Origin of the sequence: Psychrobacter sp. NPDC064578 (assembly GCF_044901245.1) — a bacterium.
Taxonomy (GTDB): Bacteria; Pseudomonadota; Gammaproteobacteria; order Pseudomonadales; family Moraxellaceae; genus Psychrobacter; species Psychrobacter cibarius_C.
The window spans coordinates 101,377-126,286 of sequence record NZ_JBJDPI010000005.1; the positions used below are offsets into that span (position 1 = coordinate 101,377).

The 24,910-nt window shown below is 42.2% G+C and carries 25 protein-coding genes; 8 read left to right on the top strand and 17 right to left on the bottom strand.

All coding sequences use genetic code 11. The annotated features are described in order from the left end of the window. The first annotated feature begins 213 nt into the window (after positions 1-213). Entirely contained in the window at positions 214-1,254 is a 1,041-nt protein-coding gene (ribF, locus tag ACI2JM_RS07390; RefSeq protein ID WP_404643269.1) for a riboflavin biosynthesis protein RibF, read from the top strand. A 115-nt stretch (positions 1,255-1,369) separates the two neighbouring features. Here ribF and ACI2JM_RS07395 read toward each other — a convergent pair whose 3' ends face one another. The 4 genes from ACI2JM_RS07395 to ACI2JM_RS07410 all read right to left on the bottom strand — a co-directional run bounded on the left by ACI2JM_RS07395 (position 1,370) and on the right by ACI2JM_RS07410 (position 6,515). Next, positions 1,370-1,609 (bottom strand): DUF2789 domain-containing protein, encoded by a 240-nt coding sequence (locus ACI2JM_RS07395; RefSeq protein WP_045444148.1) that lies wholly within the window; start codon positions 1,607-1,609, stop codon positions 1,370-1,372. A 235-nt stretch (positions 1,610-1,844) separates the two neighbouring features. Continuing rightward, positions 1,845-2,828, bottom strand: coding sequence for a malate dehydrogenase (locus ACI2JM_RS07400; RefSeq protein WP_055124854.1), 984 nt, complete (start codon positions 2,826-2,828; stop codon positions 1,845-1,847). 377 nt (positions 2,829-3,205) lie between these two features. Beyond that, positions 3,206-3,847 (bottom strand): hypothetical protein, encoded by a 642-nt coding sequence (locus tag ACI2JM_RS07405; RefSeq protein WP_055124727.1) that lies wholly within the window; start codon positions 3,845-3,847, stop codon positions 3,206-3,208. A gap of 529 nt (positions 3,848-4,376) precedes the next feature. Beyond that, on the bottom strand, positions 4,377-6,515 hold the full coding sequence (locus ACI2JM_RS07410; RefSeq protein WP_404643272.1) for a transglycosylase SLT domain-containing protein: 2,139 nt from the start codon (positions 6,513-6,515) through the stop codon (positions 4,377-4,379). A gap of 402 nt (positions 6,516-6,917) precedes the next feature. Here ACI2JM_RS07410 and miaB point away from each other — a divergent pair, with 402 nt between their 5' ends. After that, complete coding sequence (gene miaB / locus ACI2JM_RS07415; RefSeq protein ID WP_404643274.1) at positions 6,918-8,408, top strand: tRNA (N6-isopentenyl adenosine(37)-C2)-methylthiotransferase MiaB; 1,491 nt, start codon at positions 6,918-6,920, stop codon at positions 8,406-8,408. 183 nt (positions 8,409-8,591) lie between these two features. Here the strand turns inward: miaB and ACI2JM_RS07420 are convergent, their stop codons facing one another. The 5 genes from ACI2JM_RS07420 to ACI2JM_RS07440 form a co-directional block, all read right to left on the bottom strand. Further along, positions 8,592-9,089: a GNAT family N-acetyltransferase gene (locus ACI2JM_RS07420; RefSeq protein WP_045454080.1), complete on the bottom strand. Its 498-nt coding sequence runs from the start codon at positions 9,087-9,089 to the stop codon at positions 8,592-8,594. A gap of 131 nt (positions 9,090-9,220) precedes the next feature. Beyond that, entirely contained in the window at positions 9,221-9,955 is a 735-nt protein-coding gene (locus ACI2JM_RS07425; RefSeq protein WP_404643276.1) for a LysE family translocator, read from the bottom strand. Positions 9,956-10,100: 145 nt separating this feature from the next. Beyond that, a complete protein-coding gene (gene argE, locus ACI2JM_RS07430; RefSeq protein WP_404643278.1) occupies positions 10,101-11,321 on the bottom strand; it encodes an acetylornithine deacetylase in 1,221 nt (406 codons plus the stop codon). A 135-nt stretch (positions 11,322-11,456) separates the two neighbouring features. After that, positions 11,457-11,939 (bottom strand): nucleoside deaminase, encoded by a 483-nt coding sequence (locus tag ACI2JM_RS07435; protein ID WP_404643280.1) that lies wholly within the window; start codon positions 11,937-11,939, stop codon positions 11,457-11,459. A gap of 78 nt (positions 11,940-12,017) precedes the next feature. Next, complete coding sequence (locus ACI2JM_RS07440) at positions 12,018-12,671, bottom strand: UPF0149 family protein (protein ID WP_201560632.1); 654 nt, start codon at positions 12,669-12,671, stop codon at positions 12,018-12,020. Between the two features lie 246 nt (positions 12,672-12,917). Here ACI2JM_RS07440 and ACI2JM_RS07445 point away from each other — a divergent pair, with 246 nt between their 5' ends. Both ACI2JM_RS07445 and ACI2JM_RS07450 read left to right on the top strand, forming a co-directional pair. Continuing rightward, positions 12,918-13,358 (top strand): hypothetical protein, encoded by a 441-nt coding sequence (locus ACI2JM_RS07445; protein ID WP_372860154.1) that lies wholly within the window; start codon positions 12,918-12,920, stop codon positions 13,356-13,358. Between the two features lie 116 nt (positions 13,359-13,474). Next, positions 13,475-13,906, top strand: a complete 432-nt coding sequence (locus ACI2JM_RS07450; RefSeq protein ID WP_372860153.1) for a cell division protein ZapA — start codon at positions 13,475-13,477, stop codon at positions 13,904-13,906. A gap of 82 nt (positions 13,907-13,988) precedes the next feature. Here ACI2JM_RS07450 and ACI2JM_RS07455 read toward each other — a convergent pair whose 3' ends face one another. The 4 genes from ACI2JM_RS07455 to ACI2JM_RS07470 all read right to left on the bottom strand — a co-directional run bounded on the left by ACI2JM_RS07455 (position 13,989) and on the right by ACI2JM_RS07470 (position 18,435). Beyond that, positions 13,989-14,285, bottom strand: a complete 297-nt coding sequence (locus ACI2JM_RS07455) for a hypothetical protein (RefSeq protein ID WP_372860152.1) — start codon at positions 14,283-14,285, stop codon at positions 13,989-13,991. A gap of 357 nt (positions 14,286-14,642) precedes the next feature. Next, positions 14,643-16,736, bottom strand: coding sequence for a glycine--tRNA ligase subunit beta (gene glyS / locus ACI2JM_RS07460; RefSeq protein WP_404643282.1), 2,094 nt, complete (start codon positions 16,734-16,736; stop codon positions 14,643-14,645). A 9-nt stretch (positions 16,737-16,745) separates the two neighbouring features. Next, positions 16,746-17,735 (bottom strand): glycine--tRNA ligase subunit alpha, encoded by a 990-nt coding sequence (gene glyQ, locus ACI2JM_RS07465; protein ID WP_404643457.1) that lies wholly within the window; start codon positions 17,733-17,735, stop codon positions 16,746-16,748. A gap of 487 nt (positions 17,736-18,222) precedes the next feature. Then, positions 18,223-18,435 (bottom strand): PspC domain-containing protein, encoded by a 213-nt coding sequence (locus tag ACI2JM_RS07470; RefSeq protein WP_045454060.1) that lies wholly within the window; start codon positions 18,433-18,435, stop codon positions 18,223-18,225. 563 nt (positions 18,436-18,998) lie between these two features. Here ACI2JM_RS07470 and nadR point away from each other — a divergent pair. The 4 genes from nadR to ACI2JM_RS07490 all read left to right on the top strand — a co-directional run bounded on the left by nadR (position 18,999) and on the right by ACI2JM_RS07490 (position 22,285). Next, complete coding sequence (gene nadR, locus ACI2JM_RS07475; RefSeq protein WP_404643284.1) at positions 18,999-20,039, top strand: multifunctional transcriptional regulator/nicotinamide-nucleotide adenylyltransferase/ribosylnicotinamide kinase NadR; 1,041 nt, start codon at positions 18,999-19,001, stop codon at positions 20,037-20,039. Between the two features lie 113 nt (positions 20,040-20,152). Beyond that, entirely contained in the window at positions 20,153-20,884 is a 732-nt protein-coding gene (gene pnuC, locus ACI2JM_RS07480) for a nicotinamide riboside transporter PnuC (protein ID WP_404643286.1), read from the top strand. Positions 20,885-21,079: 195 nt separating this feature from the next. Next, the gene (locus tag ACI2JM_RS07485) at positions 21,080-21,532 is read left to right on the top strand and encodes a DUF962 domain-containing protein (protein WP_198329499.1); all 453 of its coding nucleotides are present in this window, start codon (positions 21,080-21,082) and stop codon (positions 21,530-21,532) included. A 543-nt stretch (positions 21,533-22,075) separates the two neighbouring features. After that, complete coding sequence (locus tag ACI2JM_RS07490; protein ID WP_198329500.1) at positions 22,076-22,285, top strand: hypothetical protein; 210 nt, start codon at positions 22,076-22,078, stop codon at positions 22,283-22,285. A 156-nt stretch (positions 22,286-22,441) separates the two neighbouring features. On the opposite strand, the gene ACI2JM_RS07495 is transcribed toward ACI2JM_RS07490, so the two are convergent. The 4 genes from ACI2JM_RS07495 to ACI2JM_RS07510 form a co-directional block, all read right to left on the bottom strand. Next, positions 22,442-22,858 carry a hypothetical protein gene (locus ACI2JM_RS07495; RefSeq protein ID WP_140412966.1) on the bottom strand — a complete coding sequence of 139 codons (417 nt, stop codon included), beginning with the start codon at positions 22,856-22,858 and terminating at the stop codon, positions 22,442-22,444. Positions 22,859-22,866: 8 nt separating this feature from the next. Then, positions 22,867-23,400: an ATP/GTP-binding protein gene (locus ACI2JM_RS07500; RefSeq protein WP_060491787.1), complete on the bottom strand. Its 534-nt coding sequence runs from the start codon at positions 23,398-23,400 to the stop codon at positions 22,867-22,869. A gap of 4 nt (positions 23,401-23,404) precedes the next feature. After that, entirely contained in the window at positions 23,405-24,133 is a 729-nt protein-coding gene (locus ACI2JM_RS07505; protein ID WP_404643289.1) for a BLUF domain-containing protein, read from the bottom strand. Between the two features lie 188 nt (positions 24,134-24,321). After that, a complete protein-coding gene (locus ACI2JM_RS07510) occupies positions 24,322-24,681 on the bottom strand; it encodes a hypothetical protein (RefSeq protein WP_045444104.1) in 360 nt (119 codons plus the stop codon). Positions 24,682-24,910 lie beyond the last annotated feature (229 nt).

Sequence of the window (24,910 nt, forward strand, 5' to 3'; positions counted from 1 at the left end):
GATGATCCATCTATACAGAGGGTCATTACAAAAGCATGTGGACAAACATCACGGTATTTTAAGATGACAGAGCGGATAGCGCCATACTTTTATTGTCAGTAGACTATAGGATGTTAGTGTGGTCATTTTACTTTATAATGGCTGATTTTAAACACATTGATTTTGGTACGGGTGTGTTTTTTATCTGGTTTTATCTATCATAGCTGAAAATTTATGAACACCTATTTTCTTGAGCAACTGATTGCCTCGCCAAGTAATTTGACTGCAAATACTAGTCCAGTAGATTTAGCGCCCTGTGTGCTCACTATCGGTAACTTCGATGGTGTCCATCTTGGTCATCAAGCAATGCTTGAACAAGTCCGTGATATTGCGCATGCACAAAATCTTGGTTCTGCTGTCATGATATTTGAGCCACAGCCTCGTGAATTTTTTGCGCCAGCCACCGCGCCTGCTCGCCTCACCAATCTCGCTGAAAAACAAGCTTTGTTAGCAGAATATGGCGTTGAGACCTTGATTGTGGCAGGATTTGATGCAGAGTTTCGCTCGCTATCCGCCCAAGCATTTGCGGATATTTTAGCCTTGCGCTTAAATGTCAAGGCGTTGGTGTTGGGTGATGACTTCAAATTTGGTCATGACCGTACTGGTGACAGTCAGTTTTTACGGAATTATGGCTTAGATGTTACCAACCTACATACCGTCATCGATGATAGTGGTAAAGCGGCACGTATCAGCTCTACTCGCGTTCGAGACTTACTATTGGCTGGTGATATTGACGCTGCTAATGCGCTACTTGGTCGCGATTATGCGATTACAGGAATGGTCGTTGGTGGCGATAAAATAGGTCGTACCATGGACTTCCCTACTGCGAATGTTGACCTACAGCGTTTAAAACCTGCCCTGCATGGTATCTTTGCTGTTGATGTCGTCAGCCTCGACGAGGATGGGCAAGTGATTGCTGATGGCTTATCGGCACTTGCTATAGATGGCAAATCAGGTATCTCAGGATTACGTTCCAACAGCCTCTTTGGGACAGCCAATATTGGCACCAGACCCTCTGTCGATAAACAACATGATTGGCGTTTGGAAGTTCATTTCCCAGAATTAAATGCCGATTTATACGGCTTAACTTTACAGGTTCGATTTTTGCATTATTTACATGGTGAACGACATTATGATGGCTTAGAAGCATTAAAAACAGGCATCCATAATGATGTCAAAGCATTAATTGAGTGGCGAGAGCAGCAGCCCATTTAGGTTGCTATTAAGCTTAAATGCGACCCTCGATATCTATAATTTATAAAAAAACCCACAGCGTTTATAACGTTAGTGGGTTTTTATTTAATAATTCGTTTTTTAATAGTTCTTTTTTCTAAGCATCTGGATGCATACGTACGTTTAAGTCATCGATGACCTCTACCCATTCCGCATCTTTTTCCCATTCTTCTTGTAGAAAAGCACGTTGATTGTCTGTCCAAATGCTCGCTTCTATCAACTTCTCTTCTTTATCCAACTGATTATTTTCAATAAAACTATCAATCGCTGCATCTGAGCTATCAAGTCCCAACTGTGCAAACAATTCATTCATATTGTATTCTGGTTCACCCAACATACTTTTCTCCTTAAATGGTACGAGTGTCTTTGTGTTTATTATCTAAATTGACACATTTATTGTAGCAAGCTTTATTTTAATAGCTGTTAATCAACGTGTATCTAACGTTATCAATTGTATTTTGATAGGCAGACAAGACACAAAAAAGCCCTCTAATGTAGAGGGCTTTTTTAGATCAATTTCTATATAACAGCTTTATGACCTGATGACATGATAATATCGTGACATTGGCGGCTTATGGAAGCAGGTGTGCTACTGCATCACGTTCTTCGCTAAGCTCTTGCTCAGTCGCTGCCATTTTCTCTTTAGAGAAATCTGATGACACATCAACGCCATCTACGATAGACCAATCGCCGTTAGTACATGTGCATGGGAATGAGTAGATTAAGCCTTTTGCGATACCGTATTCGCCGTTTGAATAAACGCCCATTGATACCCAATCGTTCTCATCAGTACCCAATGCCCATGTACGTACGTGTGCAATAGCAGCATTGGCAGCAGAAGCGGCAGATGATGCACCGCGTGCTTTAATGATTGCAGCACCGCGTTGTTGTACTTCTGGGATATAAGTCGCTTCGTACCATTCGCGATCAACCAAATCTAATGCAGGCTTACCGTTGACAGTAGCAGCAGTCAGATCAGGATACTGCGTTGATGAATGGTTGCCCCAGATGATCATTTTTTTCACGTCATTTACTGTGCTGTCAGTTTTGCCAGCCAACTGTGCCATGGCACGGTTGTGATCTAAACGAGTCATCGCAGTGAAGTTACGTGGATCAAGATCTGGTGCATTACGCTGAGCGATAAGGGCGTTGGTGTTGGCAGGGTTACCCACTACCAATACTTTTACGTCACGGCTTGCAACGTCATTCAATGCTTTACCTTGTGCTGAGAAAATCGCAGCGTTGGCTTCTAGCAAATCTTTACGTTCCATACCTGGACCACGCGGACGTGAACCGACTAGCAGAGCATAGTCAACATCTTTGAATGCAACGGTCGCATCATCAGTCTGCACAATACCTGCTAATAAAGGGAATGCACAATCTTCCAATTCCATGACCACACCCTTTAGGGCGTCAAGTGCTGGAGCGATTTCAAGCAATTGCAAAATAACTGGCTGATCTTTACCTAGCATCTCGCCAGATGCAATACGAAATAACATAGCATAGCTGATATTACCAGCGGCACCAGTGACGGCAACACGTAAAGGCTGTTTCATTGACATTGAATACTCCCTAATTATAGATTAGATAATTCATGATTCTGATTGATGGTTCTAATGGATGACTATCGTTGTAAATAGCGACTTGCCTACTGAATATAGCAGTCATAAACCGAGAGCTAGTGTAGCACTTCGTTCAGCAAATCGTCTAGAGACAATAAGACGCCGACCACCGATTATATTGTTACATTTTATACGGGAGGATTTTTATACCTACTGTAAACCTATATGGATACAGCGCTAGAAAGCGATAAAAGGCAGCTGATAACAGCATTGAGAAGCGTTACATACAGTGATATAACACTTAAGATAAGCGAATATTATTAGGGCGTGTCCTCAATTCAAACAATAAGCATTTAAATAGGCTAAAAAAACTATTTTCCACCCGAAATGACGAACTTACTGCCACAATTATTCACAACATTATGACATGTGCCAAATTCGCTCCCTTCATAACAAATATGGATATCCGTCAATGTTGATTGACGACGACTGCCCGCTTGGCAAATCAAATCAATACTGTTTGAGGACATACCACTATTAAGCTGGGTCATTTGACTGATAAATCGAGATTTAGAAACCGTATAGCTATTACCCGTATTAAGCTCGTTAGGCAGCTTTAATGCGCCAGCATAATTGGTAATCTGGCGGAAATAACTACTGGCACTAAGCGGACTACACGCCCCATAACGCTGCCAAGCTTGGCTACGTACTGTCGTATCAGGCATAATGCGGTTGACGACTTTTAACTGTAACGGTGTCAGACGTGGCTCACTACCGCGTCCACAGCGCTCACCATAGCCCATATCTAAACCTGATACTGTCAACGAATAACCCTCCAAGCATTGACGCATGCGGGCACGTGTCGGCTGTATGCTACACAATGCTGGCGTCATCTCAATCATCAACACACGCTGTCCGCTCTTAACAGCGCTCGCGGCATGTACTGGCATCATCATAATGCCTTGCAACATCACTAATGCACCGATACTTAGCGTCGTATTTAGTTTATCCATAGATGTATTGGTTATCGAGCTTGATTGGTTTAAATCTGGCGTCAGAGTAGATAGCGAGCGTACCTGCATCTGCTGAATAGATGACTGATGCCGAACTTTGGATAACAGGGACAGATTGAAATATTTTTTGATCATAGGGGCTGAAGGCATCTAGCAATGATAAAAACATGGGCTATCGTTTAGCTCATAGCGTTCGACGTATGAACACTGATAAAACTAAGAATAGAGCTAACAAAAATGTGTGCGTCGATTGATAAGCACTTATTATAAGCACGTATAAAAGACACTAATTGATGCAATGGTAGCAAAACGTTTTTTTTAATCTATAGCAGAAACGTAAACATAAGCTAATGATAGCATCAATAGTACAAAAATATCGCAACGTTAGCATGTCATCATCAGCGAGTTTGGGCGTCGAATTAGGCATCGCGTCAAGACAAAGCTAGCGTTGATTGCACGATAAAAAGTGACATAAAAAAACCATTAATGATTGCTCACGAATGGTTTTTTTGGTTTATACATTAGCATTTTAGAGCGCGGCAGGTATCGTGCCCATGCGCTGGCTAATAGGCTGACTACGACCTAATAGACTGCTATAAATGGTGGCGTTTTCCATAACGTGTTTAACGTAATTACGGGTTTCAGGAAAGGCAATCGACTCGACGTACTGGTCGGCTGCGAGCGAACCATATACTGGTTGCCAACGCTTGGCATTGTTCGGACCCGCATTATAGCCAGCCGTTGCCAACACAGGTTGACGGTTTAGCTTACCGAAAATATCACCCATATACCACGTGCCATAACGAATATTGGTATCGCCACTATTGGCACGGCTGGCGCTATAGGTCTCACCTAAATTTCGAGCAATATATTTTGCTGTGTCAGGCATCACCTGCATCAAACCACTGGCACCAACGTTTGAGCGTGCTGATGCAACAAAACGACTTTCTTGACGCATGATGCCATAAGCCCAAGCAGGATCGATACCAGCAGACTGACTATAACGTACGACTGCATCTTGATGCGGCATCGGATGTGATAACGCTAAGCTGTCTACTCTATCAGTATTATCAACGGCATAAATTGCTCGGTCGAGCCAGCCCATATCATAGGCTTGACGAGCAGCGGCAATAATCAAGTTATCATCACGCTTGTCGCGCGCCTGCTTTACCGCCCAGTTCCATTCACGATTGGCATAGGCACGGCTGGCGTCAGCATTATATAGAGCAAAAGCACGCGCAAAGTTGGCATCTTGCATGACACGTGCGCGATCAGCGGTACTGACATTTGGTAAGTTATTACCACCCAAACGACTGGCATCAAAACGCTGACCCACTTTGTCCTTTGCCATTAAGCCATAATAGTCATTATTTTTTGCCAAGTTTTGATACATTTTTTTAGCAGTATTACGCTTGTTAGCATCACTTGATTGCTCATAAGCGCGAGCCAGCCAATATTGCCACTGATCACTTTTTTGGGTTTCAGCCTCCATTTTTGAGATGGCTTCGACCACATCATCCCAGCGGCTAAAGCGAATCGCTGCCATGGCATAATCTTCAGCTTCTTCAAAATTAAAATCTTCGTCTAAGCTATTGCGAAACCAGTCAACCGCCTCAGCATTAAAACCATCATCCGTATTATGATTCATACGTTGCACCCCAAGGATGCGATACGCATAGCGACGAGTCTCCGCATTCAACAATTTAACTGAACGCTGATTGTCTTGCTTAACATCAAAATCTAACTGTAATGCAGCTTCACGGTAAGACTTATCAGCAACGCGTCCCATAGCATATAGATATAGGTATTGATTGTTTTGACTGGCAGGTTCTCGACTAAAACGGCTAAAAAAAGTAGACGGATTCAGTTGAATCTCACTCAATGCTGAATAAGCAATGGGCGTTCCTAAACGTGATGACAATGCCATAATGTCACCCGTTTTGCCTTTGCGTAGCATACGCTTGAGCCGCGCCGCGCGATCCTGATTGCTAATCAGCGCGTTATTATTCATCTCCATCGCGAGCTGGTCACACAAGGCTGGCTGCTTTTTGGTCGTCAACCAAACTTCAGACTTGGCTGCCATAGCCCGCATAGTATCGCCGCCATTATTGAACCCAAGCGCAACCGCACAGCGCTCACTGGCATCCGCATTGGTAATCAAATTCGCAACTTGGCGTACTGAGGCGTAATCATTGGAGCCTGCTTTAGTCTCAGCAAAATCCGCCACCAGCTTTTCTGCCATCACCGTATTTGGATATTGACGCACAAACTGTGATACCGCCGCCGAACTTTGCGAATTAAGATCTAAATTCATCCGCCAATAAGTGGGATACATGGCAAACAAACCGCCGCTCATTGCTTGCTCATAATTGTATAAGGCACTGACATCACCGCGTTCTGCCGCAATTGCCGCTGCTGTAAATGAGCTCACACCATTGTCTGACTGATAGCCACTGTTTTGTTGATAGCTGCCTTCTTGCTGATAACTGTCCTCTTCGCCCCACGTCAGCTCAGCACAAGCCACTTGTGACAATCCTAGCGCACTCACTGCTGTCGCCAAACTTAACGCACTTACTCGTAGCGTCCTTGCTTTCATTCGTTTTGCATCTTCATTTTGCTTAATAGATTCTCTATCCTTGATGCTATGAGCAACCTGCGGCTTTGTCATACTGACTCTCTTTGTAATGTGTCCAAATGATTTGGCTAAATAATATGTTTAAAATAACAATGCCAAAACGGCGTAAATCGCGATTTAATCAATCGCGATTTAATCAATCGCGCTAATATGGTCGCATTCATCATACTATACTCGTTGCACTTTCAACCATCACCTTTACCTTTTGTTAATAAATACGATAGCACGGTGTAACATAGAAGTGATAGCAAGCTATAATTTTTGCCAAACGCGTTATTAGCAGCAGTAAACAATTGATACTGTTATAAATAATTTATCATAACGACCAACAATTGACCCTGCTAATTTTTCACATTGTCATAGGGTTGTGATAAAATACGCCACCTGTTAATCACCTATCACGCTATATTTTTAGTCAATCATGGACTTATCCTTATGAGTGTTACTGTATTTAATCCCCGCATCGATGACACTGCTGTCGCTGAAACAACCGCTACTGCGCCTGCTGTCACTGCACTCAAAGAATCAAGTTCAGCCCAAGCACCTGTCAAATCAGCGACTAAGAAAGTTTTTGTCACCACGCAGGGCTGTCAGATGAATGTCTATGATTCTGGCAAAATGCTGGATGTGCTCGGTGATTCACACGGTATGGAAGTCACACACGATATTGATGAAGCCGATGTATTGCTGATGAATACTTGCTCTATCCGCGAAAAAGCGCAAGAAAAGGTGTTTTCAGAATTGGGTCGCTGGCGCAAGCTAAAAGAAAAGCGCCCTGATCTCGTCATTGGTGTCGGTGGTTGCGTAGCCTCTCAAGAAGGCGATAACATTCAAAAACGCGCGCCTTATGTCGATATGGTATTTGGCCCGCAGACATTACACCGTTTGCCAGAGCTGTATGATCAATCACATGAGCAGCGTGAAATCGCACCAAAAAATCGCATCGGCACAGTTGACGTATCCTTCCCAAGTATTGAAAAATTCGACTTTTTACCTGAGCCAAGAGTAGAAGGCTTTAAAGCCTTTGTCTCTATCATGGAAGGTTGCTCAAAATATTGCTCATTTTGCGTGGTGCCTTATACCCGCGGTGAAGAATTGTCGCGTCCACTCGATGATGTCTTGGCAGAGATTGATAGCTTAGCAGCGCAAGGCGTGCGTGAAATCAATCTGTTGGGCCAAAATGTCAACGGCTATCGCGGTGAAAAAGACGATGGCAGCATTTGCCGTTTCGCTGAGCTGTTGCACTATGTCTCGCATGTCGATGGTGTCGAGCGTATTCGTTATACGACCAGCCATCCGCTAGAATTCACTGATGACATTATTGATGCCTATGCACAACTGCCAGAGCTGGTGTCACACTTGCATCTACCTGTACAAAGTGGCTCAAACGCTATCTTGGCAGCGATGAAACGCAACCATACGATTGACGTTTATATCAATCAGATTAATAAGCTTAAAGCCATTCGCCCTGATATTCACTTGTCGAGTGACTTTATCATTGGCTTCCCTGGCGAGACGGATCAAGATTTCCAAGATACTTTAAATCTAGCCAAAGAATTGAACTTCGATCACTCTTACAGCTTTATCTACTCGAAGCGCCCAGGCACGCCAGCCGCTGAGTTGCCAGATGATGTGAGCTTCAAAACTAAAAAAGAGCGCTTGGCTGAATTTCAAAAAGTCATCATTGACTCAACGCTTGCGAAAACGCATGAGATGGTCGGTACTACGACTCGCGTATTGGTTGAACAAGTTGCCAACCGCCATCCTGATTGCTTAATTGGCACTGCGGATAATACACGTACGGTCATGTTCCCTCATGATGTTGAGAAAATGGAGGAGATGTTGGGTAAACTCGTGAGCGTACGTATTACTGATTTTGTCAGTCCACACATGGTAAAAGGTGAGCTAATCGAAATATTGGCGTAACCGTTAAGTTACAAGCTTGAGTAAAAATAAAAAAGCCGTTTACTATAATAGCGAACGGCTTTTTAATTCATAAAGTGGGTTAGTTTTATCAAGCTCTCAAAGAGAGTGCAAACGATACTTAACTTTCTAAATGATTGCTGTAAAGAGATATTGAGATATTGACTTTTGAACACAGTAAAAGTGCTATAACACAAAACACTTCATTAAGATCTCATCAATATATTCCTCATTATCTTTCAATGCCATTGGTTCTATTCCATAAGTTTGAAAACCAAAATTTTTATAGAAATTAATAGCAGGCTTATTATCATCAGCTACAGTAAGTAAAATTTGTTCCACATATTTTTTACTATACTCCACAACTTCCCTAAGCAATTGACTTGCTATGCCTTTTTCTCGGAATTCAGGTTCAATGAATACACTGGATAGATACGCTTTATGAGAAAACTTTATTCCAGTCTCTTGTGTGAAGGTGGCTAAACCTATGATTTTATTTTTATGATAGGCGCCAAATACAGTTGAACTTGATAAGCAATTTTCAAAAAAAATTGGAGGTTTTGCTACTTCTGCTACATATGTAGATCCAAACATTCTTGGAGATTTTTCTAGAGCTGAAAGTCTGATAGTTCTGAAATCGTTAAGCTCATTAACACTTAAAATTTTTATCTCAATATTTAACATACGATCATCTGCCCAATCATAAAATACCTAATAGATCAAACTAAGCTACCTGTCTCAGTGTGCAGGGTGAATTACTTTTGTCAAGCTCACGTAGAAAGCGGCGATAAAACGTAACCCATTAGATTCGTTTTTTAAACCACAAAACCATTTATGACTTCAACCAATAAAGCGGCTGCAATGATGATAAATATGACGCCGCAACCACGATTGAGCCACGCTAAACGATTGCCAACATCGAGCCAACTTGCCAGTTTTGTACCACCCAAGGTATAAACGATTTGCCAAATTGTTTCACTTAAGAACAACCCTATCGTTAATAAAACATATTGTGGCCATAACGGCGCACTAAAATTGATAAATTTAGGAAAGAAAGCGGCAAAAAATAAGATGGCTTTGGGGTTAGATAGCGATACCCATACACCTGTACGAAACAAGGTCACATTGCTTGGCGAGATTCTCACCGCTGCGCTTGAGAGCGAACGCGGCTGCGGTGTACCAGCTGTATCTTCACTGCCAGAAATAGAATATTCAGCCGCGACTTCTTCGCTCATTTCACGAGCATCACTCATCAAGCTGCCATCGCCTGCATCGCGCCAAGAGCTAATACCCAGATAGATTAAATAAGCCGCACCCACTGCTTTAATGACTGTCAACAACCAAGGCGACTGGCGACTGATCACATCGAGTCCAAGTAGGGTCGAAAGCAGTAATATAAATAACCCGAGGCTCAGTCCTGCCAGCGTCCACAATGTGCGCTTTACGCCATAGTTCATGCCATACTGAAACGCGAGCAGCATATTGGGACCTGGGGTGGCTGAAATAAAAAACGTACTTGCAAAGAATACTGCAAACAGATGCCAAGACATCGACCAACCCCTACTTTATTATTTATAAAAATTTATCGTAATACTGCCAAACTGCTAAAAAATAAACACCGCCATAAAGACGGTGTCTTTTCTGCTAACTCGTCACTTGCTGATAACAGAAAGGAACACTTGCTGATTTAATCCATCAATTGATCGCACAGCTGTCTAATAACTTCTGTAAAAAACCATCACATCGCTCAATTTCACTCAGCTTAACGTATTCATCAGCTTTATGCGCCTGCTCAATACTACCGGGACCGCAGATAATCGTTGGGATGCCAGCATTAGTAAATTGCCCGCCTTCAGTGGCATAAGCGACTTTATGACGTTTTTCATCGCCCGTCAAAGCAGCTATCAACGCTTGTAGCTCAGCGCTGTCGCTATCGGTCATTGCCGGTACGCTTTCTTCTTGCAGCAGCTCAATGCCAGTATCGGCAGCGCGTGCTTGCATTTGTGCGCTAAGCTCTGCAACCTTCGCCTGAATCGGCGCGAGGATATCGTCTTGCGTCATATGCGGCAGATTGCGATAGTCAAAGGTAAACTCACATAGATTGGGAACAATATTGGTCGCCGTCCCACCCTTTATCGTGCCCACTGAAAGTGTCGAATAAGGTACATCAAACAACGTATCATTATCGTCACGATGGCTCAATTCTTCTGCTAAATCATCGACATAACCAATCAAACGACTGGCATAGCTGATAGCATTGACACCTTGGGCGGTCAATGACGAATGCGCAGACTTACCATGGACGCGGCAACGATAAACGGCAATGCCTTTATGTGCCACAACCATCGTCATATTGGTTGGCTCACCAACGATACAATAATCAGGGGTGATACCACGCGCTTTCAAATCTGCCAGTATCAATGGCGCACCCAAGCAGCCCACTTCTTCATCGAATGACAGCGCCAAGTGCAGCGGGCGACGCAACTGACCTTCATTGGATAACTGCACAGCGCGTGGTAATAACGTCAATGCACAAGCGATAAAGCCTTTCATATCACATGCACCGCGTCCATATAGCTTATCGCCACGTATCGTCGCAGTGAATGGATCTGACGTCCAATCTTGACCATCAACTGGCACCACATCCGTATGACCAGACAGCACCAGACCGTGATTGACTTCGTCAGCGTTTGCCCCTGCTGGCACAGTAACGAATAGATTGGCTTTGTTTTTGGCTTCATTAAAAGTCAAGTCTACTATCAAACCTAATTGTTCACAGTACGCTTGCACATCTTCAATCAAAGCTAAATTTGAATGGCGACTGACCGTATCGAAAGCAATCAGACGCGTTAGCCAATCGATACTATGCGCAGGGTAAGATATATTTTTGAGCTGATTATTATTGTTCGAAGTCATGAAATATCCTTATCACGATATGATACCGATTTTAGAAATACGGTTAGCGATGTTAAATTTTCCAAGCCTACTAGATGTAGTACTCGCACTCGTTTTTCGCTACTATAATTTCTGGAATAGTAAAAATATAAAGCGTTAGCGTCTTTGAAATGCGCACTGTTGCAGCGCCTTTACTTCTGCATCTAATTCAGTAATCGGACCTTGTACTAATACATTTGGTGCTACTTCTTGAATACTTAATGAATTGATCGGTGATGAGGATTTTACGCCCATCTCCTCCATCCATTCATCCAACTGTTTTGATGAGCTGACATAAACGATACGACCAAGCCCTGCCCACGCATGCGCGGCCGAACACATGGCACAATGCTCGCCTGAGGTATAAACCACAGCGTTATCGCGCGCCTCCGCTGTCATATTTGCTGCTGCCCATTTAGCAACGGCAATTTCAGGATGATAAGTAGCATCGACAGAATTGGCTCGGTTACGATCTTCATGCAGCACATGACCATCGCCGTCGACCAATACGCTACCAAATGGCTCATCGCCCGCCTCTAAAGCTTCAGTAGCAAGCTCAATAGAGCGGCGTAAATGAATCATATCATTGTCAGTTATCATCTCCATCTCCTTTTATCACTTCATACTAGGACGTGTTGAATATCAACTCATATCAAAGCATTTACGATAGCGTCTTTATTATGAAGGACGGTTTTGATTCATCGCATCAACGACTGGCGGCATTGGCTTTGGTAACTTGCCTTCTGCCTGCAGCTCTTTGGTGGTTTTTGCATCGATAGCCAGTCCAGCAATCAGGGCAATATCTTTGACAGGTTTACGCGTGCGGGTGGCAAAGCTCACTGGCACCATGCGCGCAAACTCATAAATATGCAGATAAGACTCTTCGCCACCTTCAAATTTTTCATCATCTTCTAAGCGAATACCACCGATTTTAGCCAAATCAGACAGCATCTCATTTTCGTCACCACTGAGACCACAGTCGGTAATCCCAAAACCGGTCATAAAACCATTTGCCCACTGTTTCAATGCCATCACGCGCTCGTACAAATCATGTTCATCATCTGGCACTAATGGCGTATAAGAATAAGCATCGTCTTTGTCTTTAAGCTGAAAAACCGTGTCTTCCGCTTCTTCTGTTAATAGTGTCAATGCCTCGTCAGGTAAAGGCGCAAAACTGAGCTCCTCAAAGACCTTAGCCCATACTTGCTCATCAGGCGCATTACAGGCAGTCATCAGCCCTGTCATCAAGCCATGCACTTCGCTGATGGAGACGTCAGTCCAGTCATCAAAAGCAGTCAGCCATGTATTCCAGCCAGATATATTGTCATTCATAATAGAGGTCCTAGTGATTGATTATTGCTTAAAAAATATTGCTTAAAAAATAAAAACAGACGGATAAAATAGGTGTGAGACATCGCTTGATATTATCAATCAAACCATGGCTAATAAAAATAAACAAACAACGTCTAATATAGGTAATTACTTTGTTGATATAGATATTATGCGGTCACCTATGGCATTATTAAACGCAGAGAACAAAATTCATTCACGCTTACTTGTTAAGGATAAAAACTGACTATGTATGATCAACTTAGAATATTAGAAAAAATGATACTCGACATAAAAAAACAGTATCAGCTTGTCAGTGCTGAACTTAGCAGCCTCAAACAGCATCCTGTTAGCGACCCTCAAGAGCTTGCAGCATTAACGACCAAGCTCAATACTAGTCATAGCGAACGCGATAGTGCCAAAAAACAATTGAACGATCTCGACAAGCGCTACCAAAGCTTGGCTGAAGCGCATCATATGATAGGCGAAGAACAAGATAAATTGCAAAAACAGGTCAGCCAATTGCAACAACAAAACAGCCAGTTACAGCAACAAAATAATGAATTAAAGCAGCAATATAGCGATATTAAACAGCAAAACAGTGAGCTGCAGAAAAAGAATCAATTGGCAGCAGAGCGTACACAAGTTGTATTAAAACGCTTAACCCACATCGATCAAGTAGAAGGCTGATCAGTGATAGCAATAAACGATGACCGATCACCACTACTTGCTAATGAAACCGACAAAATCAAAACGGTAATATCTTATATTACTCATTTTACTGACCAGACATTGTAGGATTTATCATGACCGATGACCACAAAAACTCTATAGAAAAAAAGCCACAAAATGGCCAACAGCAGAATATTCCTTCTAAACCACAACCAGTCGCTGCAACTGGTTCAAATACGTCGAGTGCTACTGTGAAAACCACTATCCCTGAACCACAAATCAAAAAGGTTGATATTGCAATTGCGGGTGTCACCTATCCTATATATTGCCCAGTACACGAACAAGAAGAGCTGCTCTCAGCTGTCTCGTATATCAATAACCATGCACTAGATCTCAAACGAGATGCGCCAAGCCTCAGTCAAGAAAGTATCTTAGTACTGTGCTGCTTAAATTTGTATGAAAAAATACACACCAATCAAAGAAGCGATGAAGATCGACTACAGCAAGACAAACAATCTGAAGCGCTATTAAATAAAATTATGAAAGACGCACAGTCTGTTTTATAAGCGCATATTACGCGACGAAACAATAAGCGCTTCGCTCTGATGAGCCAAGCGCTTTTTTATGCCTAAGCCATAATCTAATTATTTATACCTCAGGGTTATAAACCTTACCTGCATGAAAATCTGCTTGATGCTCATAATTGCAAAAAAACAATGCTTGGTTTTCGCCAATAGTACTCTCACTATTTGCAGCCAAGTCGGGCTTGGTTTCAAGGACGCCGCGGTATTCAGCCAAGCTGTTGCCACAAAAATTGCACTGACGCGGTGTAATCACATCCCCTTTTTTTGGCATCATGCTTTTGGGCGCACGCGGGTACATAAATTTATAAAACCCCCACATTACTATCCAAATAACGATGATGATAATGATAACAGCAAACACGGCAGTGCTCCTTTGAATATGAGTAAGCGCTATGAATGATAGAAGCCGCTTGGCGGATTATTCAATACGTCTGAACAGTATAACTTAACCAGCAATACTGACGATATAGTCAGAGCATTTTTAAACCGCTACGGTGTTACCCGCCCTAGATGTACTTAGTGTACTATCTGCGGTCGGTCGCCTTGTAGCGATTCTAAAATTCCTTGACGATAGTGCTATGCTTTAGCGAGTTAATTGTCCATCCATTTATCATGATAATTTATCAATAAATGCCATGATACTGTGTAAAAAACTGGCCATAGCGGGCCAGTTTTTGTATTAAACAGAAAATAAAGTGAGCGATCTATATTAGTGAAACTATAGCTGCAACTCACTGATATCAGCGACGGTTAAAAACAATGCGCGTACTTGCTTAAGCAGCGCTAAGCGGTTGTTTTTAAGGGCGGCGTCTTCACTGTTGACCATCACATTATCAAAGAATTGCGTCAGCGGCTTATCTAAGCTGGCAAGCGTTTGCAACACTTGTGTGTAATCAGCTTGTTCTAGCAGCGGTTTAACCGCCGTCTGCGCTTGCAGCACACTTGCATATAAACTTTGCTCGGCAGATTCAGACAATAGCGCTTCATCGACAGTATCAGCGACACTCACTTCTGATTTGGCCAATATATTGGCGACACGCTTGTTTGAATCAGCAAGCATTGAAGCTTGTGACAATTCGCTAAAGGCTTGTACCGCGCGAATACGCTGATCAAAATCAAGCGGCATATGCGGGTTAATCGCTTGCACTGCCTGAATGGTATCGACGCTCACTCCCTGCTCGGTATACATCGCCCGATAGCGCGAGTTTAAGAATGCCATGACCTGAGTAAACGTATCGCCCATTTTTTCAATCTTGCTGCCTTCAGCGTCACTATAGCCTTTGATCGCTTGTTCAACGAGCGCTACCAAATTAATTGGCAATTGCTTTTCGATCAAAATACGCAAGATACCGATGGCTGAGCGACGCAAACTGAACGGATCTTTTGAACCCGTCGGTGCTTGGTCAATGGCAAAAATACCAACAAGCGTATCTAAACGGTCGGCTAATGCTAAGCAAATGCCAATTGGCGTCTGTGGTAATACGTCGCCACTGAACTTGGGCAAATATTGCTCTTCTAAACTTGCCGCGACTGCTTCAGGCTCATTATTCAAACGCGCATAGTAAGTGCCTGCAATACCTTGTAATTCAGGATATTCACCTACGAGCGAGCTTGCCAAATCGGCTTTGGACAAAATACCCGCACGCACCGTTTCATCGATATCAATCTGCTGACCTTGCTGTTGCATCAAGGCGGCAATAAAGGCGGCAAGCTTGGCAATACGCTCAGATTTTTCCCAAATCGTACCCAGCTTGTCTTGGAAGACACGAGTTTTGAGGCTTTCTGTCAACGCAAATAATGGCTGCTTCTGGTCTTGTAAGAAGAAAAACTCGGCATCAGCCAAACGTGGACGCACGACTTTCTCATTACCTTCGATAATTTGATTGGGATCTTTTGACTCAATGTTGGTGATGAAAATAAAGTACGGCTGTAATTTGCCCGCTTTATCGGTTAAGCAAAAATACTTCTGATCGGCTTGCATGGTAGAGATAAGCGCTTCTTGTGGCACTTGTAAAAAGCGCGGTTCAAAACTTGCACGTAAAGCAATAGGGAAATCAACCAATGCGGTTACTTCATCCAACAAATCTTGCGGCACGATAGCATCTGAATTAACTTCATCAGCCAAGGCTTTGACTTGGTTTTTAATCAGCATTTGACGCTTATCAAAATCAGCAACCACTTTTAAACCACCTAGTAACTCTTCGTAGTCATTGGCATGCGCAATCTCATGATAATTAGGACTATGGAAGCGATGACCACGAGTTTGCGTGCCTGTCTGATGCCCCTGAATGATCGCATCAATGACGGTGCTATCTTGCATCAATACCGCCCACTGTACTGGACGCACAAATTCATTGCGGCTGGCACCTGAACGCATACGCTTAGCAATCGGTAGATTGTCTAGTGCAGTCTGGAAAATGGCAGCTAACAGTTCAGTAGTTGCTTGACCATGAATGATTTGCTCATAACCGACATAATCACCTTTGTCGGTGTTAATCGTTATCAACTCGCTGGCTTCAATACCTAAACCCTTGGCAAAACCCATCGCTGCACGTGTTGGATTACCTTCCGCATCAAACGCGGCTTTAATCGCAGGGCCGCGTTTTTGCTCGCTACGATCCGGCTGCTTATCGCTAATGCCCTGAATTTGAAGCGCCAAACGACGCGGTGCAGCAAAGGCTTTGATAGTATCGAAGCTGATTTCTGCTTCATTTAATTGTTCGGTGACACTCGCTTGTAGCGCATCACGTAGAGGTTTTAGGCTTTTTGGAGGTAGCTCTTCACACCCCAGTTCAAATAAAATGGTACTCATGGGATGCTCCTATTTATTGTTATTAGTAGATTGGTTGTTATCAATAGCTTGATTGATTTCTGTATTCTCAGCGGCTTCTTCTTTTGGCAAATACTTATCGAGCGCCGCTTGACGATGCGCCTCATCTGCCAATGGAAAACCCAATTTTGCGCGTGCTTCGACATAACCAATGGCAACCTTACGAGCAAGCGTACGTACTCGTAGGATAAAACGCTGACGTTCAGTCACTGAAATCGCACCACGAGCATCAAGTAAATTAAAAGCATGTGAGGCTTTTAGTACCATCTCATAGGCAGGTAATGACAAACCTTCAGCCACTAGCTTGTCCGCTTGTTGCTCATAAAAATCAAACATCTGACCCATCATCGGCACATCGGCATGCTCAAAGTTATAAGTCGATTGCTCAACTTCGTTTTGATGGAAAACATCGCCATAAGTAACACGGCCAAACTCACCATCCGCCCAAACCAAATCGTAAACGCTGTCAACACCCTGCACGTACATTGCTAAGCGCTCAAGTCCATAAGTGATTTCACCAGTTACTGGGAAGCATTCAAGACCGCCTACTTGCTGGAAGTACGTAAATTGCGTCACTTCCATACCGTTGAGCCAAATCTCCCAGCCTAGTCCCCATGCACCCAGCGTTGGCGACTCCCAGTTGTCTTCAACGAAACGCACATCGTGCACCAATGGATCAATACCAATGGCTCTTAGCGAGTCCAAATACAGCTCTTGGATATTGGGTGGATTTGGCTTAAGCACCACTTGAAACTGATAGTAATGTTGCAAGCGGTTGGGGTTGTCACCGTAGCGACCATCGGTTGGACGACGTGACGGCTGCACATAGGCAGCATTCCAACGCTCAGGACCTAACGAGCGTAAAAATGTCGCGGTGTGAAAAGTACCCGCGCCGACTTCCATATCATAAGGCTGCAAGATAACACAGCCCTTATCTGCCCAATAATTCTGTAGGGTTAGAATTAAATCCTGAAACGTCATCGGTTGAGGGTCTGTATTTTCTATCATCGGAGTTGTCGCTTGGGATGTCATAGTTTGGGTTTTCATAGTAAAGCCACTGTGGAATGGATATTTATAAATAAAGTTTTGATAGCACTCGTATAGCCTATTCGGCAACGACTCTATTTGCCTGCTCACCTTACTAAAAATTGACTATTTTATCTATATTTACATCAATTAAATTTATGCTGCGGACCTAAACCAGTCGTTATAAGGCTCATTTGTAATCAAACTGCTGCAATATAGAAGGCACAAAAGTAGCAGATAAAAAAATACCCAAATGCGCGAGCATCTGGGCAGGAGGAAAGGTATGTCTTTGGTATCCTGATGAGTCAGGCTTTTTGTTTTTTAGTCGAACTGCTATTCTTTTTTTTGCTAAAAATCTATCTGAGCCAATCTCGATAGTAATTCTATTAAAATGGTACTAATATTAAGCTATTAAAAAGATAAGAGCAAATATAAAAAAATCTTATTGGTAAGACGCACTAGTCGCTTTTGGCATGATTATCCATAAAATTATATAAATTAAGATGCCAGGTACTGCTGCACTCAAGGATGAGATAATCACGAATAATACTCTCACCCAAGTCGGTGACCAGCCAACGTATTCGGCAATACCGCCCATCACACCTGCTATCATGCGATTGTTCTGTGAGCGATGTAGTTTTGCTAGTTTAGCCAAATCAAATACCTCTCTATTATTTCTATAGTTATTTAAAATTCTGCTTTTTGCTTCTATTTTTATGCTTTTTTCCGATTCTAGCCAGGAAGCTGCTTAGCCCTCTTAACTTATGAATAAGTATAGCAACTATTTAATATTTATCTGTTGAACGTATAGACGTACTTTGTGAGTTTATGCTAACCAAGCTTGCCCTAATCTGTCATAAAGTCTCATAAACTGCTGATTTTAAATAGTTATTTCAAAATGTTTCACGATTAGCTTTATTGCTGCCATACTAAACATGTTGTTACAAATCCAATATTTAGCCATTCTCAGCACATAGATATTTTGTAGATGCAACCTCAGAAATGGTGAGATACTCAAACAATCACAGTTAAATTAATAACTTGGTCATATTTTTATCAGAAAAAAGTCGTATAAAGTCGTATAAAAAGATACCCCTTTACAATAACCTACCTGTAAATCGCCTTAAACCTTTATAACATGCTGGTAAATAACAGATATTCCAGCAGTCTATCGATAAAATTAGTGTAATTAAGAATAAATAAAAATTAAGGAAAGCTATGTACGAGTCAGGATTGATGATTGGACATTTTGAGCCACTACATTTAGGTCAAATGCGCAGTATATTGGCTGCGGCAGGACAAGCGAAAACCTTGCATATTATCATTATGGCGCATCCAGCACCGCATCCAGACTTTGACATTACTTTGCAAGACAAAGCACGTTGGCTACAGATGGCGTGTGCTGATTTACCATTTATCCAAATTCATACCACTCATGAGATTGAGCTACCGCTACATGATAGCTTCGTTGATGTGACAATCGACATTCCTGCCAGCAATGCCAAACTACAACGTTTGACGACAGCGCTCGACTTACCAGCAGATACAGCCTTGTTTGTCGCAGAAAACCATCCATTGGCGCAGAGTGGTGTCTATGAGCGATTATCGATACCAGTCGTCACGACCCCGCTACAGCCTGAGTTTGATTCTTATGCCATCGCTCGTAATCCAGTCGCGCATTGGTCAGCTATTCATCCCCAAGCGCGCGGCGACTATACCAAAACGGTGGCGATTGTTGGCGGCGAAAGTTCAGGTAAGACCACATTGGTGCATAAACTGGCCAATTATTATGGCGCCAGCTTTGCTTTAGAGATGGGACGCTTATATGTCGGTACAGATTTGGGCGGTAGTGAAGTCGGTCTACAATACAATGACTATGGTCCGATTGCCCTTCAGCATGCTCAAGCTATAAGAGATGCGGCAGCTAATGCGACCGCTCCTGTCACCATCGTTGATACCGATTTTGTGACCACTCAAGCATTTTGTGAAGAATATGAAGGTCGCAGCCATCCTTTTGTGGCGGCTTGTATCGATGAGTTTCGCTTGGATCATACCATTATGCTGGATAACAATACGCCGTGGATTGATGATGGCATGCGCTCATTGGGCACGCCTGAGGCGCGTGGACGCTTTGAGCGACGTCTCGTCGATATTTTTGCTCGTCATGATATCAAACCACATATGGTTGATCAGCCAGATTACGATGCGCGTTATCAGCAAGCGCTGCTACTTATCGAACAGTATGTTTATGGTAGATAGACGACAGGGTAAAAATAGCGATGGCAAGAATAGCGATAATACAAAAATAATATGATACTAAAAAATAAAATAAGAACTCATTGTAGTTTTAATACTTTAAGGAAAAAGGCTTTATGCGTATTCAGCTATTAGATAATATTACTGGAAAGTGGGCGATGCAATGGATTGTCACTTGGTTCATTTGCGGGGTGATAGCATTATCCGCAGGTTTTTGGCTCACGACAGAACACACCACACTTGATATGTTTTATTTGGGCGTGTCTTTCGTTGGTTTGGTCTGTGTGGTTTCGCTATCATTTCGCAAAAACGTCATGGGCAACGGGTTGGGAATGGCAGCGACGGCGGGAGAAGTCGTCGTGCAGGCGACGTCTGGTGCAGTCGGTTTGATGCTCGCGCCGCTCTTTAACTTTTTCACCCATGTCTACGGTATTTTTTATTGGTCAAAACATACCGATCCTGATGGCGACATGATACCAAAGGCGGCGAGCAAAGCGGTTTGGTTGATTACCGCCGCTTTTATTATTATTGGTCTCGCACTTTTCCCCACGGTGAATGATTTACTCGCCAGCTATGGCTATGCAGTGGTTGAAAATGATAATAGTAAATTCCTAGGATTTATCTCCTTCTTTTGGATCAACGTCATTGCTTTTGTCCTCTCCATCACTGCACAAGCCGCGATGATTTTACGCTATTCATTTAACTGGTGGTTATGGATTATCGTTAACTTTGTCTGGCTCATCGTCAATCTAATGTCGGGCAATTACATTTTTGCCATTCAAACCATGATATATCAAATAAACGCCTTCATTGGTCTGTATGAATGGCAGCGCAGTGAACAAGGTTAACGGTTATCTTGTATGGTCATAAATGCTGATATCTTAAAAGAATAAAACCGAAGAGCTCGCAGATATTGGCAAACATGTTGATAACGTTATAGGTTTTGACTGTGCCGTCTATCAGATAATGTGGTGGACTGGCTCAATTAGTGCTACAACTGATAGGAGAGATTTTTCCATTCATCTACTAACATGGAGGTTAGTATGTCTCGTACTCAGCAAAAACGCCTATCTAAACGCACACTTGAGCAATGGCTTAGTGAATATTCTGTTAGTCATCAAAACTTAGTCAATAAAAAAATCCATTGGCTATGCGTTCCCACGATATTTGTCAGCCTGTTAGGCATGGGCATGTCGCTATCAGTCTGGTTTACCTTAGTACTTAGCGCGTTGGTATTGTTGTTTTATATGCGTCTATCCACGCCGTTATTCTTGGCGATGGGAATGTTTATTCTTATTTGTTTGTCAGTAATGGCATTATTACCATGGGGCTTTAAGGTTTGGGCAGCTGTTTTTGTGGTTGCTTGGATTGGACAGTTCATTGGTCATAAAATTGAAGGTAAAAAACCCTCGTTTTTTGAAGACTTACAATTTTTATTAATTGGTCCAGCATGGGTAGCTAATAGCTTGATGGGTCGTAAAAAAAGCCAAGCCTAACTATTTATCCTTGATAGTATATTTAAGCTTAGTATATTTAAACTCAGTATCGTTAAAATGAGTACCTAAAAAACCACTATTTAAAACTGATATTTTGACTCAAAAAAGCACCGCTCAACAATCCGTTAAGTGGTGCTTTGTATATTACGCTATCAAAGAACAGGTTATAAAAAATAAGCTATCAAAAAAATTTATTGACTGTAATTAACTCCTCTAAATTTCAGAACAATAACACTGTAAATATAGCGTCAAATAACCACAGCAGAACCGTTTACTTCAAAATAGAACCATTCATTTTAGAATAGAACCAACAGCATAAATTCAGCCTATTCACCCGATAGTTAATACGTGACAAGCCTCTAGCCTCTACGCAATGTACTATAGAAATTCTTCATTACGCGCCATCACCGATAGATACAGCACTGCTGTCCCGTCCTAAACGTTGAGTTGGATTTTTCTGATCGACACATTGACTTGATCGAAGAAGGGTATGAGCTGGTCGAGTATTAAGAGCTGCAAGATTCCAGCGACTAAGCAAAACGGATGGCGCTGACTCGTTATTCGCTCTGTACCAGTCCCGATTATCTGAGCAGAATGGGATTACTTGAGACGCTAGCAGATTTGAGAAATCATGAATTTTTACAATATGGTCTGGGCAAAAGAAGCAATCTAGAGCTGACGGACGAAGAAGGCAGAAAGCTTAAGCACAGGATTCATGGCAAAATTAATGCCACTAATGCTGAGTTTTGGTAGATATGGCCGTCAAAGGTCAGGGCATTACCTTTATACAAGGTCGATATCTGAATACAGTGTCGATATTTGCTCACGCAAATAATATCACATGTCTATCACAGTCGAATTATCGCTTATAGCCCTACCGAATCCAGCAATCTTGGTTACTTGTGCGCCTTACTCAGTGATAGCAGAAATGACACCAATCAGTTTTTTGGTTTTATATCTTGCTTCTGCTAGTGCCATCTTATTCTGCGCTACCACAGTCAATACACAAGGTTTACCAATATAGTCAGTTTTGACAAATAGCATATTTCCAGCAGTGGCTTCGACGATAGTGATGTCGCACTTGCCCTGCTTCATTTGACTCGCGGATGAATCACTCAGTGCTGATAGTGTGCTACTCATCGCTGCAAACTTGTCCGTTTGATTGCTCAATTCACTGATCGAAAAACAACTAATGGGAAAGCCATCTGTGGTGCATAAGCTAACCAATATGACTTCTCTATTGGCGTCACACAATGCTTTCATGTGGCTTAATAACGCTATTTTTGCTGGTGATTTTTCGTCTAATTTTTCTTTTAACATAGTCATATCTGGCATTAGTCTTGATTATTAAGGGTATTAAATAATGACAACAGAGACACGGCGGACTCTCTGTTTCTAGGATCTGTATGGAGCACAGGTGCCACCACGTTATGCTGCATCAACATCACTCTTATTTCTTGTCCCAGTGCTGAAAGGCTATCTTTGTCAGCATCCTCGCAATGAGTGATACCAATGATACACGTGGTCTGATTTTTTTCTGGCGCAAAAAAGTGTAACAGCTTATCTAAATTGGCATAATCGGGTGTCTCGCCATATCTAATCAAAATGAGCAATCCCCATAGCGACTGATTGACGAACTCCCATAAAAAAGAAAAACGCTCTTGACCTGGCACACCGTAAATACCTAGTGCCATATCGTCAGACAGAGTGATACGCCCATAATCGATGCCGACTGTCGTGTACTCTTTACCGATATCAATACTAGATTTTGCTTCTGTTTCGATGGGGCTTATCTCGCTTAGGGTTTTGACCAACCGAGTTTTTCCAGCACCTACTTCACCAATGATTGCTAGCTTCTGATAATTCAATTTTTTACCTCATTCCTAAGAATTTTTTGATCGCACCATAAAATTTATTAGGTTTTTTCTCATTTACGGTTTGCTTATGTATCGGTGCTGCCTCTGTGACACTCAATAAACCTAAACGATCAAACTCTCTGATAATCTGTGTGACTTGATGATGGCTGCCAAAATCACCACTATCCGCTAGTGCATTAAACGAATAAGGCTTTTTAGTCAATTTGATACACAGGTTCATCATCATCTGCGGCTGGCTTTCATTGTTGAGATCAGGCCATGCCAGTAATCTTAAATCCTTACCTTCATAATACTTTTCAGGCACCGTATCAGATTTTTTTATATCAATAAACGGTTGAATACGTCTTTGTTGAGACTCATTAAAGCTGTTTAACACAGCGCTATTATTCTCAATGAACGCATTAAAAAAGTTGCCTTGATCCACAAAATCAAACACGCTCACAGCCCAATTATGAAAGCTGCGTTTGATCACGCGCACATCCAAAAACACCCAAAGATCTTCATGTCTAGGATCAGAAGCTATCTTACTCATTAACTTGTCTACTTCCAGATAAGGGCCTTCTAGCACTTGCAGATACTGACCGTCACGGTAAGAGATGATACCCGTAATTTGCGATTTTGGATTGTGCTTACGAGAGACGCTAACGATGTCTGATAACCCAGTAGGCATTCGAATAGTGCGATCACTGATAGGCACTCTACTGACGTATGCAATACACTTCATTTTGCCACCACTTGATAAAACGGCTCACGCTCGTTAAGTTATTCCTACTGTCTATAAAATAATAATTCGCTATGTACAGTACGTACATAGCGAATTTGACCTTGTTGCCAGTCTTGTCTTATTTAAGGCGCGATAAGCAACAAGGAGGGTTTGATAAATCACTCATTTTTTGAACACGACCAACCGAATTATACCTCTAGTTTATTTTCTACCGCTTGTACCTTACGGCGGGCTAATGCAAGATTGGCTTTTGATTTATCAAGCACCAAATAAATAAACAAGTCTTCATGCTTGGCTGTAGGACGAATGATGTGCAGTTGAGACTCCAAAGTGATTAACATATCTTCGATTTCACCTTTGATATCTAATGACTTCATCGTTGCTACCTTCGCCTTTACCACTTGCGAGTTACCTGCTGCTGCAAGTTCTAAGTCAACGCCGCCGCCAGCCATACCAAGTACCATGCCTGACATATAGTCGACGATACAGCCACCCATTGCACCATCAAGATTCATTAATTCTTGTAACGACTCATCGATATTTGACATACTTTTTCCTATTTATCTGATTGTATTTAAATAAAGTCATTCCATCACAGAAATGCCTTCGTAGTTTCAAGGTATAAAGCTAAATCTAGCTTATTATTTACTCTTTTTATTATTAGTATATCTTAACTTACACTCAAAACTTATAAGATAATTATAACAATAAAATATCAATAACTAAGTATGTTTTTTGGTAAAAACGATATAGTCTATTTATAAACAAAGTCTACAT